This window comes from Pseudoalteromonas sp. BZB3, from assembly GCF_040104455.1.
Classification (GTDB): domain Bacteria; phylum Pseudomonadota; class Gammaproteobacteria; order Enterobacterales; family Alteromonadaceae; genus Pseudoalteromonas.
The window spans coordinates 152,621-167,235 of the sequence record NZ_JBECOS010000008.1; the positions used below are offsets into that span (position 1 = coordinate 152,621).

12 protein-coding genes are annotated in these 14,615 nt (G+C 41.5%); 5 read left to right on the top strand and 7 right to left on the bottom strand.

All coding sequences use genetic code 11. From position 1 onward, the window contains the following. Window position 1: 1 nt before the first annotated feature. A complete protein-coding gene (locus ABMY35_RS06390) occupies window positions 2-541 on the bottom strand; it encodes a hypothetical protein (RefSeq protein WP_349285486.1) in 540 nt (179 codons plus the stop codon). 117 nt (window positions 542-658) lie between these two features. Beyond that, window positions 659-2,164, bottom strand: coding sequence for a carboxypeptidase (locus ABMY35_RS06395; protein ID WP_349285487.1), 1,506 nt, complete (start codon window positions 2,162-2,164; stop codon window positions 659-661). Between the two features lie 279 nt (window positions 2,165-2,443). Here ABMY35_RS06395 and ABMY35_RS06400 point away from each other — a divergent pair, with 279 nt between their 5' ends. The 3 genes from ABMY35_RS06400 (at window position 2,444) to mrcB (ending at window position 6,608) form a co-directional block, all read left to right on the top strand. Beyond that, window positions 2,444-2,782 (top strand): P-II family nitrogen regulator, encoded by a 339-nt coding sequence (locus tag ABMY35_RS06400; protein WP_130254678.1) that lies wholly within the window; start codon window positions 2,444-2,446, stop codon window positions 2,780-2,782. A gap of 11 nt (window positions 2,783-2,793) precedes the next feature. Then, window positions 2,794-4,023 carry an ammonium transporter gene (locus ABMY35_RS06405; protein ID WP_130254679.1) on the top strand — a complete coding sequence of 410 codons (1,230 nt, stop codon included), beginning with the start codon at window positions 2,794-2,796 and terminating at the stop codon, window positions 4,021-4,023. Between the two features lie 224 nt (window positions 4,024-4,247). After that, window positions 4,248-6,608, top strand: a complete 2,361-nt coding sequence (gene mrcB, locus ABMY35_RS06410; RefSeq protein WP_349285488.1) for a penicillin-binding protein 1B — start codon at window positions 4,248-4,250, stop codon at window positions 6,606-6,608. 152 nt (window positions 6,609-6,760) lie between these two features. Here mrcB and ABMY35_RS06415 read toward each other — a convergent pair whose 3' ends face one another. The 5 genes from ABMY35_RS06415 to ABMY35_RS06435 form a co-directional block, all read right to left on the bottom strand. Next, the gene (locus ABMY35_RS06415; protein WP_349285489.1) at window positions 6,761-8,602 is read right to left on the bottom strand and encodes a methyl-accepting chemotaxis protein; all 1,842 of its coding nucleotides are present in this window, start codon (window positions 8,600-8,602) and stop codon (window positions 6,761-6,763) included. 131 nt (window positions 8,603-8,733) lie between these two features. Further along, the gene (gene hemL, locus ABMY35_RS06420) at window positions 8,734-10,014 is read right to left on the bottom strand and encodes a glutamate-1-semialdehyde 2,1-aminomutase (protein ID WP_349285490.1); all 1,281 of its coding nucleotides are present in this window, start codon (window positions 10,012-10,014) and stop codon (window positions 8,734-8,736) included. A gap of 15 nt (window positions 10,015-10,029) precedes the next feature. Then, a complete protein-coding gene (locus tag ABMY35_RS06425; RefSeq protein ID WP_349285491.1) occupies window positions 10,030-11,046 on the bottom strand; it encodes an aspartate carbamoyltransferase in 1,017 nt (338 codons plus the stop codon). Window positions 11,047-11,171: 125 nt separating this feature from the next. Next, window positions 11,172-11,606, bottom strand: a complete 435-nt coding sequence (locus tag ABMY35_RS06430) for a CopD family protein (RefSeq protein WP_349285492.1) — start codon at window positions 11,604-11,606, stop codon at window positions 11,172-11,174. Window positions 11,607-11,618: 12 nt separating this feature from the next. After that, window positions 11,619-13,295 (bottom strand): chloride channel protein, encoded by a 1,677-nt coding sequence (locus tag ABMY35_RS06435; RefSeq protein WP_349285493.1) that lies wholly within the window; start codon window positions 13,293-13,295, stop codon window positions 11,619-11,621. Between the two features lie 183 nt (window positions 13,296-13,478). Here ABMY35_RS06435 and erpA point away from each other — a divergent pair, with 183 nt between their 5' ends. After that, entirely contained in the window at window positions 13,479-13,817 is a 339-nt protein-coding gene (gene erpA / locus ABMY35_RS06440; RefSeq protein ID WP_058030898.1) for an iron-sulfur cluster insertion protein ErpA, read from the top strand. 531 nt (window positions 13,818-14,348) lie between these two features. Further along, a complete protein-coding gene (locus ABMY35_RS06445) occupies window positions 14,349-14,594 on the top strand; it encodes a helix-turn-helix transcriptional regulator (RefSeq protein WP_058030897.1) in 246 nt (81 codons plus the stop codon). Window positions 14,595-14,615 lie beyond the last annotated feature (21 nt).

Sequence of the window (14,615 nt, forward strand, 5' to 3'; positions counted from 1 at the left end):
GTTAAAAAGCGACTAGTTCAGGGAAAGTAAGTGCGATAGCTAATATGATCAACAGAATGATGAGTACAATACCAAGACCATATTGCACTTTTTTACTGCGTTTAGGGGGAGGATCAAGCTCAAGTTCATCAAAAAGGTCGTCTTCTTGCCAATCATCTTCGACTTTATTTTCTTTCACGATCTCTTGTGCAGGTAAACGTTGCTCTAATTCTTCTAAGCGTTCTTCGATTCGAATAAGGCTAGACGTAATGTAATCAAGCGCTTCTAGAATGCGTTCATCTTTAGAGTTTTGAATTGAGCTGGCGCTATTTGCATTGCTCTCAGCTGATTGCAGCTTGGCATGTAAACCGAAACTGGCCAATAACTTTACTTGTTTAAGGCATTTGGCTTTTTCGCTGGGGGCAAATAAAGATTTGCCTTGCGTGAACGCTGTGATTTTTTGCGGCGTTGTTTTAAGTTTTAAGCTGAGCTGCTCGATGGCGGCAGATTCACTCACGCTGCTATCGAAGCCGGCAAATACAACACGGTATTTGTCAGTCATGGAAACATCCTTAAATTCGCTAATGCTTTGAGTATACCCAAATTTTAAAGACATGCGAATGAAGGAGGGGCTTTATCATGGCCTTATAAGTAAGATATAAGGCCATGGAATAAGTTTTTAGTACTTAGCTGACTTGCCTGTAGGTAGGGCGTTTTGAATAAATTCACGTAAGTCTTGATTTGATTGCTCTAAATCAGCACGACGTAAATACATCATATGACCTGAGCGATAACCTTTAAAGCTTAAACGGTCACGCATTTTTGCACTCGGGTCGAGTTGCCACATCGTATATTTTGCATCGAAATAATTGGTTGCACCGTCATAGTATCCTGCTTGCACTAATACATTAAGGTAAGGGTTTTGCGCCATAGCTAAACGTAGTTGCTCACCGGTGTTGTTGTTTGTCCGATCCCATGGATGCACTGAACCAAACATATTGTATTTAATATCGGTTTTGTAGTTTAACTCTTCACGTAGATAGTAATTAATAGCTGGCGTGAAAGAGTGTAGCCATGAGGTTAGCTCAGGCCAGTAGTCAGGGCGGCTGCCTGCATCGCGTTTATCAATACCTAAATAACGAGAATCTAAGCGGCCAAGTGTTTGCCCTCTGTCTCTTAGCAGCTCTTTCCAAAAAGCGCTGGTCGGAATATCTAAATTGTTCTGAGCGACAAAGGTTTCTGATAAACCACTGAACTTAGCAACTTGTTTAATTGTTTGTTGCTTTTCAGCATCGCTGATAAATGCACCTTTTGCCAATGCTGGTAGGTATTGGTTAATAGTGTAAGTTTCAACTTCGCCTAATACATCTAATAAGTCTTTATTTTGTAGCTCTGGCGCTAAAGCTTTGTGATACCAAGCCGCCGCCGCATAGTAAGGTAAGCGATTTGCAGCTTTTACAGGGCCTTGGCGTTTAATGCCAATGTCGGTAGGTGAAACCAATACTACGCCATTTAAGTACATCCATTGGCTATTTTGTAGTTCATGAGCAAGACCTGACACACGAGTTGTGCCATAGCTTTCACCAATTAAGAACTTAGGTGATAAAAAGCGGTTGTTGCGATTCACAAAAGTGTTTAGCCATTCGGCGAGATATTTGATATCTGCATTTACACCAAAGAAACGCTTTTTCTGCTCAGCTTTACTAGGCATTTTTCCATCTTTGTTTGGTAAAACTCGCGAATAGCCTGTATTCACAGGGTTTACGAAAACAATGTCAGCGACGTCTAAAACTGAGTAAGGGTTAGTTTGTACACCGTACGGTTGAACTGGGTAGCCTTCAGTATCGATATTTAAAGTTTTAGGGCCTGTGTAAGCAATATGCATCCATACTGACGCAGAACCAGGGCCACCATTGAATGAGATTAGTAGTGGGCGCTTACTTAAATCTTTAACATCGCTTTTCTTGTAGTAGGTGTAATGCAAAGAGGCGATCGGGTGACCTTCTTCATCCCAAACAGGCTGAGTGCCTGTGGTCGCAGTGTAATTAATTCTCTCACCCAGAATTTTAGTTTTATGTTTTGTGACAACTTGATTGTCTATGTCGATTTGACGGCTATGTTCACTTGCACTGACCGCATGGCTGATCAGCAATGCAGCACTGATGATGATGGTTTTTAGTTTCATTACTTACTCCTCTATTGAGATTAATAATGTTCAGCATTTTGCCAATATGCAAAGAATATGAGTCAAATTAAAGGTTCCTTAGGATAGATGCGTAGATCGTTTAAAAAAGACGCACCAACACAGTTCAAGTTGAATGTTTATGCACTTAACTGGTGCAATTTATTTGATTTTTAATGTTCTCAAATTGTTAACTTTATGTATTTTTTAAAGTTTTAATTTTGGTATAGAGCTTGATTATTCATTGCCAACATAACGCATCACAATGTCGAAGGGGGCAATATGAAAATGATCAGCGCTATCATCAAGCCATTCAAACTTGATGAAGTCAGAGAAGCATTATCGGAGCTAGGTGTAGAAGGTATGACAGTTGTTGACGTAAAGGGTTTTGGTCGCCAACGCGGTCACACTGAGCTTTACCGAGGTGCTGAATATCAAGTTGATTTTATTCCAAAAATCAAAGTTGAAATCGCAACACAAAGCGAAAACGCAGAGCGTATTGTTAACACCTTAAGTGAAGTCGCTCGCACCGGAAAAATCGGTGACGGTAAGATTTTTGTGTATGACCTAGACCAAATTGTACGTATCCGTACTGGTGAATTCGACGAAGAAGCGATTTAGGAGCAATAACAATGGAAAACAGCATCATAGAACTCAAGTTCTCTTTAAATACTTTTTACTTTCTGATCTCTGGCGTATTGGTTATGTGGATGGCAGCGGGTTTTGCCATGCTTGAAGCGGGTTTAGTTCGCTCAAAAAACACCACTGAAATTCTAACAAAAAACATCGCGCTCTATGCCATTGCTTGTACTATGTTCTTGCTGGTGGGTTACAACATTATGTACGTCGATAATACAGCCGGTGGCATAGTACCAAATTTTGGTGCGCTTATTGGAAGTGCCGCAGATGATGCAACTCATGCATTAGAAGCTGATTTCTTCTTCCAAGTTGTATTTGTAGCAACGGCAATGTCAATCGTATCGGGTGCAGTCGCTGAGCGAATGAAACTTTGGGCTTTTTTGGCATTCACCGTCGTTTTAACTGGTTTAATTTACCCAATAGAAGGCTTCTGGACTTGGGGCGGCGGCTTCTTATCTGAAATGGGCTTTGTAGATTTTGCAGGTTCTGCGATTGTTCATGGTGCAGGTGCAGCAGCGGCGTTAGCGGGTGTATTACTGCTAGGAGCTCGTAAAGGTAAATATGGTAAGAACGGTGAAGTTTATCCAATTCCAGGTTCAAATATGCCACTTGCAACACTAGGTACATTTATCTTATGGATGGGTTGGTTTGGTTTTAACGGTGGTTCGCAATTATTCATTGCAGATAAAGCAAATGCAGTTGCTGTGAGTCAAATTTTAGTGAATACCAATGCTGCGGCAGCAGCAGGTGCGATATCAGCACTACTAGTATGTAAATTACTTTGGGGCAAAGCAGACTTAACTATGATTTTAAATGGTGCATTAGCTGGCCTAGTTGTGATCACTGCTGAACCGGCTTCGCCATCACCGACACTGGCGGTATTACTAGGCGCATTAGGTGGTTCACTGGTGGTATTCAGTATCGTGTTCCTTGATAAAGCTAAGATTGATGATCCAGTAGGTGCGATTTCTGTGCACGGTACCTGTGGCGCTTTAGGCATTATGTTAGTACCACTCTCAAATGGCGATGCGAACTTTGTGACACAGTTAATTGGTTTAGTCAGTATCTTTGCTTTCGTATTCATTGCTTCTTACATTGTATGGGCCATCTTAAAGTCAACAATGGGCATTCGAGTTGGTGAAGAAGAAGAGTTATCAGGTATGGACCAGCACGACTGTGGTGTCGATGCTTACCCTGAGTTTGTTACGGTTCGCGGTCAATAGTTGCCAAAGTTTCAATTTGCACGCAGTGGGTGAAGAACAAATATCAGAAGTATCGAGTTAAGATTAACTGAGTGGTGTTCATGTGATGAGAGTTACCTACTGTGTGCATTTTGAATACTAAATGAAATCAAGCCTAACTTAGCAATGAGTTAGGCTTTCAGGTCTTGTTAATCTAAGGTACTCTATGTTGAATTAACTGGCATTAATCATTCGTGAACTTAGGCATGGCCGAAAAAAAGACTCCTACCCCAAAATCGTCTACAAAAAAAGCAACACCGAAAAAAAGCGCTGCGCCTAAATCGAAAAGCACAAAAAAAACAACGAATAAAACTACAAAACAGTCCAAAGGCAGATTTGCTAAATTCAAACAAAGAACCTTGCTAGGACTTTGGCGTTTATTTTGGAAAGGCAGTATCGCAGTTATCGCGGTGTTAGCGTTTTATGTAATTTACCTTGATGCCAAAGTGACTAAGCAATTTGAAGGGAATAAATGGCAGTTGCCAGTGCAGGTCTATGCCCGAACGATGGATTTTCGTCCTGATCAATATCTGTCAGAAAAAGAAGTGCTTTGGGAATTAAAGCGCCTAAATTATTCAGAAGTAAATAAGCTTAGCCGCACAGGTCAGTATGTTGTTGAAGGTCGAACTATCCGTATTTATCGACGCGCTTTTGAGTTTTATGATGGTGTTGAACAAGGCAAAGTATTTACCTTAAATTTTGCCGGTAAAAAATTAGCCAGTATAGTCAATGAGTCTGGTCGACGAGTGCCTAAAGCTCGCTTAGAACCCGTACAAATAGCCCGTATTGGCAATGATTCTAAGCAAGACAGAGAGTTTGTTCCACTCGATAAATTTCCCACTATTTTAAAAGATGCGTTATTGGTTGTGGAAGATAGAAATTTCTATGAACACCATGGTGTATCAGTTCTGTCTATTCTTAGAGCACTTTATACCAATATTAAAGCAGGAAGAACGGTGCAAGGTGGCAGCACATTGACCCAGCAGTTAGCTAAAAACTTTTACCTAACCCGAGAACGCACTCTTACGCGTAAGATCAATGAAGCCTTGATAGCGATGATCTTAGACTTCAGATATAGCAAAGATGCCATCTTAGAAGCTTATTTAAACGAGGTGTACTTAGGGCAGGCATATAATCAAGGTGTGCATGGTATGGGACTGGCTGCGGAGTTTTACTTTGCAAAGCCTGTCGATGAGCTTGAGTTTGACCAAATCGCGTTATTAGTGGCTATGGTCAAAGGGCCTTCTTATTATAATCCGAGACGTTACCCAGAACGCGCCCAAGAACGACGTGATCTGGTGCTCAGATTGCTAGCAGAAAATGGTTACTTAAGTACTAATGAATATCGTCAGTCACTTGAAAGGCCAATTAAAGTTGAGCCTTTAAGCCGTGACCGACAACAAAATTATCCAGGTTACCTAGAGTTGGTAAATCGAGAGTTAAAAGATTTATTACCTGATCAGCAAGTCATTAATGCTGGTGTGAGGATATTTACCTATTTCGATTTACAAAAACAAGCTGCAATGGAGGAGTCTATTCGCAAAGGCTTACCTTATCTAGAGCGCAAATATAAAACTGAAAAGCTTGAAACCGCGATGCTCTCAGTCAACCTTGAGAAAGCGGGGGTATCTGCTTTGGTAGCTGGTCGAGATATGCGCTTTAGTGGCTTAAACCGCGCACTCGATACCAATCGACAAGTGGGCTCACTAGTTAAGCCTGCAATATATCTTTCGGCTTTTGAGCAAAACACTCATAACCTTGGCACATTGTTAGAAGACGGACCGCTAGAGGTCAAAGATAGTTCAGGGGATGTATGGACCCCTGAAAACTTCGATCATAAATTTAGAGGCAAAATGCCGCTTTATGAAGCATTCAGTAAAAGTATTAATATTCCGGCGGTAAACCTAGGATTAGATATTGGCGTGCATAAAGTCGCTGAAACACTGAGTGAATTAGGTATTAAGCAGCAGATTGAGCAATACCCTTCGTTACTTCTTGGTGCTCTAGAGCTTTCTTCATTTGATGTGGCACAGATGTATAGCACCATTGCCAGACAAGGTCGCTATCAGCCACTTACCAGTATTGCAGCTATGACCAACTCGGTTGGGCGAGTCTTGTATGAACATCGTACGCGTTCAGAACAGCGTTTTGCCGAAGAATCAATTTATATGACCAATTATGGTTTAAAAAGAGTCACCAAAGATGGCACTGCAAAACGCATTAATCTTCACTTTCCGTCTATCCAACTTGCAGGCAAAACAGGCACCAGTAATGATCTAAGAGATAGCTGGTTTGCAGGCTTTGATCATAATACCGTTACAGTAGCTTGGCTAGGGCGTGATGATAACAAACCAACAGGTTTGACTGGGTCTAGTGGTGCGCTTGAGTTATACATTCGCTATCTGAAACCACTTAACCCACAGGCAATAGCCGATCAGAGACCGGACGGTGTGCGCTGGGCGTTTGTGAACCCAAAAACAGGCCGTCAGGCTGCACCAAGTTGCGGTAAGGTTATACAATTGCCTATTAGGCGAGAGCTATTTAACCCAACGCCAACTTGTTCATAAATTGGCGTTACCTATTATAAAAGGGCTAAACAGCATCACTAAAATTGGAGTTTCTTAACTGCCCCCCCAAACTGAGAGCTCATGCGTGCAAGTGTATGGGCATCATACTATTAGGTTGCAATCACTGACTCTGTTGTATGTCGGTTATACTTTTAAAACCTAAACTGTTTAACGGCTCCATTTAGCTGAGTGCTCATTGCTGCAAGTGCATGGGCATCATCTTGAGTGGCAATTGCTGATTCAAGGGTGTGTTGAGCAACATTGTTAATGGTTGTCGCATCACTCAAAGCTTGTTGGGTGGCTTGAGATTGCTGCTGCACTAACACACTAATATGTTGGCCCTGATTATCTATGTCGACCATGCTGGTTTGCGCTTCTTGTAACACCTGATTGGTTTTTTCTGCTGCTAGCACGCCTTGCTCCATTTGCTCAACACTTCGGCGCATTTTGTCTTGCGTGGTATTTGAAGCCTGTTGAAGTGCATTAATGATGGTGTGAATTTCTTCTGTTTGCTGTTGTGTACGTTTAGCTAAAGTTCTCACTTCATCGGCAACAACGGCAAAGCCTCGGCCTTGCTCACCAGCACGAGCCGCCTCAATAGCAGCATTAAGCGCGAGTAAATTGGTTTGTTCGGCAATTTCACTGATCGCGACACTGACCTTACTAATGTCTTGGCTGTCTTGTGCGAGCTTATCAAGTGCTTGTCGACTTTCTTCAAATTCTTGTTGCAACATAGTCATATGCTGAGCAAGTTCTGTCGTGTTTTCACTGCCTTGCTTTACATGACTTGCCGCTGTGCTTGCCAATTGTGTTGCTTCTTGGGCTGAATGCTCAACTGAGGTGGCGGCATTATTCATTGCTTCTAACGCTTCTACAATGGTGCCAATATTTTGCTGTTGCTGACTGACATCTTCACGAGTACTTTGGCTGATTTCATTGAGTTTGCTGGTGGCATTTTGCAGGTTGCCACTGGTACTTTTTACATCACCAAGCAGAGTAACCATAGCATCAAGTACCTGATTGTATTGGTAGGCAATAATACTCATTTCGTCATTACCAATCGCAGTTGCTTTGGCACTTAAATCACCTTGTGCAGCTTTACTTGCGTTGTGCTCAAACGCGCGAATATTGTCTACCACAGCAAAGTAAAAGCCGAACATGAGGTAACTCGCTAGCAGAAGTGACACGACTGCAGCAAGCACGACACTGTTTCTGATAATTTGTTGAGATGATAATCGTTCGTTTAGTAATGCTTTTAAAAGCGGAGTTGCCGTATTGATGAGCATACTTACTTGTTCAAGCGTATCACTTTTTAAATTATTGAATTGGCTTTGTGATAATTGTAATTCATCAGGGTCAAGCAGATTGTTTTGAATACTATTTTTAAAAGCTTGTACGGAACGTGTCACCTTATCTAGTTGCTGTGATAGCGATGATTTTACAGTTTGATTATCTGCGATAGCCACCGCCAGTTTCCCTTCTAAACGTTCAGCATAACTGGGTAATGATTTATTGTAATTCGAGAGTGCAATAAAGGTGTCTGGGGTAAATGAGCCCGCTTGGATCACCAGTGATACTTGCTCAGAAGTGAGATTTATTTGATCAATTAAGCTCGGAACAGACTCAACCAAAGAGCGGTTTATGTAAGAGCGTGCAATATCGCCATCGATGGCGAGTTTTGATTGAATAGATACTTGTTCGAGCGCGTGTTGTTGCGAGCTATCTGTGATAATAAAGCCATTTCCTCTGGCTAATTGACGGTTTGCCTGCTTATTTTCAGACATAACATTTTGTAAAAGAGTAGGGTAAAGCGCTAAACCACTTTGTTGCTGCTGTGTGAGCGCAATATTTTGGCTGAGAATAGAGCTTAAGAAGAATAAGCTGACACTGAGTGGAACAAGTAAAATACCAAAAATTAGACTGATTTTGCTTTTGTATTTCAAATTGGCCATTAAAGAAATAGCGGGTGAGAAAGGCGTTTTTGATCCTTGCATGTGCGTCACTTATTAATTGTGTGTATTAGATAGACCGAACAACTTTTAATTTTAGTTCAAAAATATTTATTTTCTTTAAAAAACAAAAAAGCCCACAAATGTGGGCTTTTAATTTATTGCTACAAAACTTCTTATAACTTTTTAAATACTTTTGCTGCTGCGGCAATCGTGTCTGCAATATCAGAATCTGTATGCATCGAGCTTACAAAGCCAGCTTCAAAAGCAGAAGGGGCAAGGTAGACGCCTTCTTCAAGCATTAAATGAAAGAACTTTTTAAAGCGCTCTAGGTCACATTCAGTTGCTTGCTGGTAGCTATTTACAGACTCAGCAGTTGTGAAGAAGAAACCAAACATGCCACCCACATAATTTGTAGTCAGTGGAATACCCGCTTCATCAGCAGCTTGTTGAAAACCTTCGCACAGTGCTTTGCTTTTTGCTTCAAGCTCTTGGTGTAAGTTACCTTGGCTTAATAGCTCAAGTGCTTTTAGGCCAGCGGCCATCGCGATTGGGTTACCTGATAGCGTACCAGCTTGATACACTGGACCCACTGGCGCGATGAAATCCATGATTTCTTTTTTACCACCGAAAGCACCCACTGGCATACCGCCGCCGATCACTTTACCAAGACAGGTTAGATCAGGCTGAATGTTGTAATAAGCCTGTGCGCCGCCTAGTGCCACGCGGAAGCCTGTCATTACTTCGTCAAAAATAAGTACTGATTTGTGCTCATCACAGACTGAGCGAAGTCCTTCAAGGAAACCTTCAACTGGCGGAATACAGTTCATGTTGCCCGCAACCGGCTCAACGATAATACAAGCAATTTCGTCTTTGTATTCATTGAAGATAGCTTTAACTTGCTCAATGTCGTTGAACGCTACCGTTAATGTGTGCTTGGCGAAATCAGCAGGAATACCCGGAGAGTTAGGCACACCCATAGTTAAGGCACCAGAACCGGCTTTAACTAATAGTGAATCAGCGTGACCGTGGTAGCAGCCTTCAAACTTTAGAATTTTGTCACGGCCTGTGAAGCCACGAGCAAGACGAATAGCACTCATTGTTGCTTCAGTACCAGAGCTTACCATGCGTACTTTTTCGATTGATGGCACTAGCTCTTTTACTTTCTCAGCCATCAAGATTTCAGTTTCAGTTGGGGCACCGTAACTAAGGCCGCGCTCAACAGCTTCTAAAACTGCGTGCTTAATTTCTGGGTGGTTGTGACCTAAGATCATAGGACCCCAAGAGCCCACATAATCGATGTATTTTTTATCGTCAGCGTCGTAAGTATAAGGACCTTCAGCATTGGTGATGAATAGCGGCGTGCCACCTACACCATTGAATGCACGCACTGGTGAGTTAACGCCACCAGGAATCGATTCTTGAGCACGAGAAAATAAATCTTGGCTAATTGTCATGTATATAGTCCTATTTTAACTGTTACGTTTACGGCTGAACCAAGGTACATCTACCTCGTAGTTATGTACTTGGTTTTCAACACCTAAAGTTAACGCGAATAACGCCATGCGGATCAATACGCCATTTTGTACTTGACGGAAGATTGCTAAGTTGTCGTTATTGTTTAAATCATTGTCTAGCTCATTTGCATCACTGCGGCTATCGCGTGGCAGTGGATGCATAAGCACAGAGGTTGGCTTGCAGTGTGCATTATAAATTGACTGGCTAATTCTAAAGCCGCCACGGTACTTATTGGCTTCTTCTTGAGATGGGAAGCGCTCTTCTTGAATGCGGGTTTGATAAACGATATCAGCAGCTAGGTTACCTTCCATTTTCGAAACCAGTTCTATTTGATGACCCGCGTTCGATACAGTATCAAGAATATAGTCAGGCATTTGCAAGCCATCAGGTGCAACCATAGTGAATTTAACATCTTTATAGTGGCATAACAGTTTTGATAAAGAATGTACGGTACGACCATATTTTAAGTCGCCTACTAGCGCAATGTGCATGCCATCGATGCCACGCTCAAAGCGGTGAAGTTCTTTATCTATGGTTAAAAGGTCAAGTAATGCCTGAGTAGGGTGCTCATTTGGACCATCACCACCGTTGATAACTGGCACATCAGAACCTGTAGCAAATTCAGCTACAGAACCCGCATCTGGGTGACGCATAGCAACTGCATCTGCATAAGCTGAAATAACGCGCGCGGTATCGTATAAAGATTCACCTTTAGCTAGAGCTGAGCTTTGCATGCCCGTCGTTTCACGAACCAAACCACCTAGTAAATTGAACGCAGTACCAAAGCTGACACGCGTACGTGTACTTGGCTCAAAAAATAGGTTAGCTAGAACAGCACCTTCAAGCACATTGGTACGTTTTTGCTTTTTTGCATATGGTTCCATTTTCTTTGCTACAGCAAAGATCTGTTCAATGGCATCTCTGTTTAATTGATTTACAGAGAGAATATTTTCACCTTGGAAACTTAACATGAGGCGATCCCTAATCAGAAAATGACGAGCGATTAAAAGCGAGGCTTTCAACCAATATATTTAGCAGGCCAAGACTGGCTGACTTGGCGCCGCATAATAGCACAATAAAGCAGAGTTTTAGACAATTAAAAGCTAGGTTTGAGTATTGCCAGCATGATTATCGCTAAAAGCAATAACACCGGAAATTCATTAAAGATCCGATAAAAGCGATCACTGCGCGTATTTCTATCATGTTTGAAATCGGCAAGCAGTTTAAAGCAGTAGCCGTGGTAAATATAAAGGATGATCACTAAGGCAAGCTTGTAATGTAGCCAGAGGTTATATTTAAACCACTCTCGACCGTACTCAAAAATCATTAACAGACCAAAAACCAAAGTGAGTAAAGCAAAAGGCGTTACAAAGAACAGTAATCTGCGCTCCATCACTTTTAACATGGCACTACAAGGTGGTTCTTGGTTGATAGCGTGATATACAAATAAGCGGGGCAGGTAAAAAATACCGGCAAACCATGCCACCATAAAGAAAATATGCAGTGCTTTATATACAAGTAATGCTGTCATTTAGCCTCCAGTTTAACTGGTTCTTATTGTTAAAATTTGACGGATCTGATCCCAGCGGACCACACCCATAACATGGTGTTCATCTTTTTGATTAAACACATATACGGCGCCACTTCGTTTATCGTTTAATAAATCAAAAGCGTCTGACATGGTTGCTTGGCTACTTAAGCCTTGCATCGGAATGTAAGAAATATTCATAGAGTCGTCAGACATCAAACTTAAATCGTATTCTGCCAGTCGATAGCCATTTTGTTCATCAAATACGATAAGTGGCGTGTGGCTATTTACCGCAGACAGCGACTCTTTTATTTGCTCTTTGTCATCAGAGTAGAGTAGCTTGAATTGCTCATTCATCTCTTCAACAATTCCCACTTTTTGCAGTACTTCACTGGCGGGTGACACTTGGTAGGCCAAGCCTTGGAAATCAAGTTGTTGTAAGAAAATAGAGCGATTTCCAAATACTTGTAATGCCGTCACGTATGCGGTTGAAATCACTAACATCGCAGGGACGATAATTTGTGGGCTTGCAGTCAACTCCATTACGGCTGTTAGGGCTGCTAATGGGGCGTGTAGAGTTGCTGCTAGTAAGCCTGCCATACCAAGTACGCTGTAGGTACCGGCAATATGTTGATCAGGGCTAATAATTTGCCCGAAATAAGACATTAAGGTGCCCATTACAACACCTAAGCCTATGACAGGGCCTATTAACCCACCTGGAATACCTAAACCGATAGCAAATAAAGTTGCCAGTAACTTAGCAATTAAAATAGTCGTGAGTAATTGAATATTTTCAGGTGATGTAACTGCCAGCGTAATCGCACTCATACCAGAGCCCATAGCTTGAGGCACTAGATTACCGATTAAGCCGGCAATTAACCCCGCTAGCATCAAACGTGGGAACATGCTTAAAGGCTTAAATGTGCGGATGATCATCATTAGGTTCTGGTTAAATGCAAAGGCGACAGCTCCTAAAATAACACCACAAATTACCAAATACGGATAATGCCAAAAGCTCAAGGGCGTGACACTGATAAGGGCGAGCTCGGTATCATGACCAAATACAAATTGTGTGGCTAATGCGCCCGTGACAGCGGCAAGCATGATAGGCACGAATATATGTACTTTATATTCACGCAGTACGACTTCCATTACAAAGATAACCGCAGCTAGAGGTGTATTGAATGAGGCGGCAATGCCAGCAGCAACACCACACCCAGAAAGGGTTCTTGCTGCATTCCAGGGAAGATGTAGTCGCTCTGATAACACACTAGCGCCGGTTGCACCCATATGTACAGAAGGGCCTTCTCGACCAACGGAAAAACCGCTAATTAGTGCTAATGCTCCACCAAAAAATTGGTTTGCAGTATTCCAAATCGGCATTTGTCCATAGTGATGCTTAATGCGGTGAATAACAAAAGGTATACCTAGTCGGTAATGCTTGAAGCCAGTCATAGCAGCAAACAAAGCAATCAAAAAAGCCGCTAAAACGGGTAGACTAACTCTTAAATGCTCTGGTAGTTGTGTAAAGTCATCCGGGGAGTCTAGAAATAAACTTTGCACGCCATAAATCGTAAGCCTAAATAAGATAATTAAAATTGCAGCGATTAAACCTGCAGCGACACCTAGTAAGCATAACTGAACAGAGGTTTTTGGCTTGGCTAATTGGCGCCTAAGGGCGTCCAGAGACATGGCTTTATTCCGATAAAAAACAGACCCCTAAGTGTATCAAATAAATTGGTTTTCGTCTTGTTTTAGCGCAAAGAAGATAGCTTTTCTAGCAAGTTGTTACTGAGTATTCTACAAACGGATTACTTGATTAAAATACTCGGGTATTAGATAATCGCGCCATTATCAGAATTAAGGGTCGAGAGCATGTCTGATCAGTTACCAATTCAATTTAGCGACGCTGCAGCAAAGCGTGTGAAAGAGCTTGTTGCAGAAGAAGAAAACCCAGATTTAAAACTACGTGTATACGTGACAGGTGGTGGTTGCTCTGGTTTCCAATATGGTTTCACATTCGATGAGAAAGTGAATCCGGGCGATTTGGAGATTGAGAAAAATGGCGTATCCATGGTTGTTGACCCAATGAGTATTCAATATCTTGTAGATGGTATTGTTGATTACACCGAAGGGTTAGAAGGCGCACGCTTTTTTGTTAATAACCCAAATGCGACGACAACTTGTGGTTGTGGTGCAAGCTTCAGTGTTTAAACACAGTAATTTATTTAAAAAGCCACGCAGTCGCGTGGCTTTTTTTATGGGCTTTGCGTGACCCAAATCATGAGAGCGAAGAAGCTCAGCACAAATACGCTAAATAAAAGAATATAAATAAATCCTTTCTTCCCTTGCTTAATAGGCACCCCTTGGCTTTTCAAAAACCAATACCAAAGTATGCATAGCATAATGGGCAGTAAAAAAAGTACTCTAATCATAGTTTTCCTTTTAGCGAAAATTTAATTTAGCTTTAGTCAACAATCTTCTAATAAAATTTATTTATTCATATTTTTAGAATAAAAAGTTAATTAGTTTGTATTAAGTGTAAAGTTAATGCTCTAATATTTATCATTAAATTTATTATTTTTATTAGTGTAGACGCAAAATATAGTCTATACCTATTTTGGGACATGGGTACAAACTCTGGATTTACCATGTCGCACTGTGATATACAGTACATGTTAGGTTGAGACGGGCATATTTCAACTTAAAGAAACAATAAAATCATCGAGTAGGAGATGTAACATTATGATGGGTAAAACGGTTTCTTCTGAAGAAAATGGTAAGTTAACTAAGTGGCTTAAAAGCAAGCGTCATGAGAAAGGCCATACAATGCGAAGTCTTGCGCAAGTTTTAGGAACTCCACATTCATTTATTGGCAAAATTGAAAACCAAGAACGTCGTTTAGACGTGATTGAGTTTCTTCGTTACTGTGAAGCACTAGAAGTGGATCCGTATGAAGGCTTAAGCTTACTTAACAAAGAAGAAGCATAAGTTTTAACACCTAAAGGTGCG

Coding starts and splice junctions, on each gene's coding strand:
- mrcB (WP_349285488.1), top strand. CDS start 4,248: ATGGCCGAAAAAAAGACTCCTACCCCAAAATCGTCTACAAAAAAAGCA.
- ABMY35_RS06390 (WP_349285486.1), bottom strand. CDS start 541: ATGACTGACAAATACCGTGTTGTATTTGCCGGCTTCGATAGCAGCGTG.
- ABMY35_RS06395 (WP_349285487.1), bottom strand. CDS start 2,164: ATGAAACTAAAAACCATCATCATCAGTGCTGCATTGCTGATCAGCCAT.
- ABMY35_RS06415 (WP_349285489.1), bottom strand. CDS start 8,602: ATGCAAGGATCAAAAACGCCTTTCTCACCCGCTATTTCTTTAATGGCC.
- ABMY35_RS06430 (WP_349285492.1), bottom strand. CDS start 11,606: ATGACAGCATTACTTGTATATAAAGCACTGCATATTTTCTTTATGGTG.
- ABMY35_RS06425 (WP_349285491.1), bottom strand. CDS start 11,046: ATGTTAAGTTTCCAAGGTGAAAATATTCTCTCTGTAAATCAATTAAAC.
- ABMY35_RS06400 (WP_130254678.1), top strand. CDS start 2,444: ATGAAAATGATCAGCGCTATCATCAAGCCATTCAAACTTGATGAAGTC.
- ABMY35_RS06445 (WP_058030897.1), top strand. CDS start 14,349: ATGATGGGTAAAACGGTTTCTTCTGAAGAAAATGGTAAGTTAACTAAG.
- erpA (WP_058030898.1), top strand. CDS start 13,479: ATGTCTGATCAGTTACCAATTCAATTTAGCGACGCTGCAGCAAAGCGT.
- hemL (WP_349285490.1), bottom strand. CDS start 10,014: ATGACAATTAGCCAAGATTTATTTTCTCGTGCTCAAGAATCGATTCCT.
- ABMY35_RS06405 (WP_130254679.1), top strand. CDS start 2,794: ATGGAAAACAGCATCATAGAACTCAAGTTCTCTTTAAATACTTTTTAC.
- ABMY35_RS06435 (WP_349285493.1), bottom strand. CDS start 13,295: ATGTCTCTGGACGCCCTTAGGCGCCAATTAGCCAAGCCAAAAACCTCT.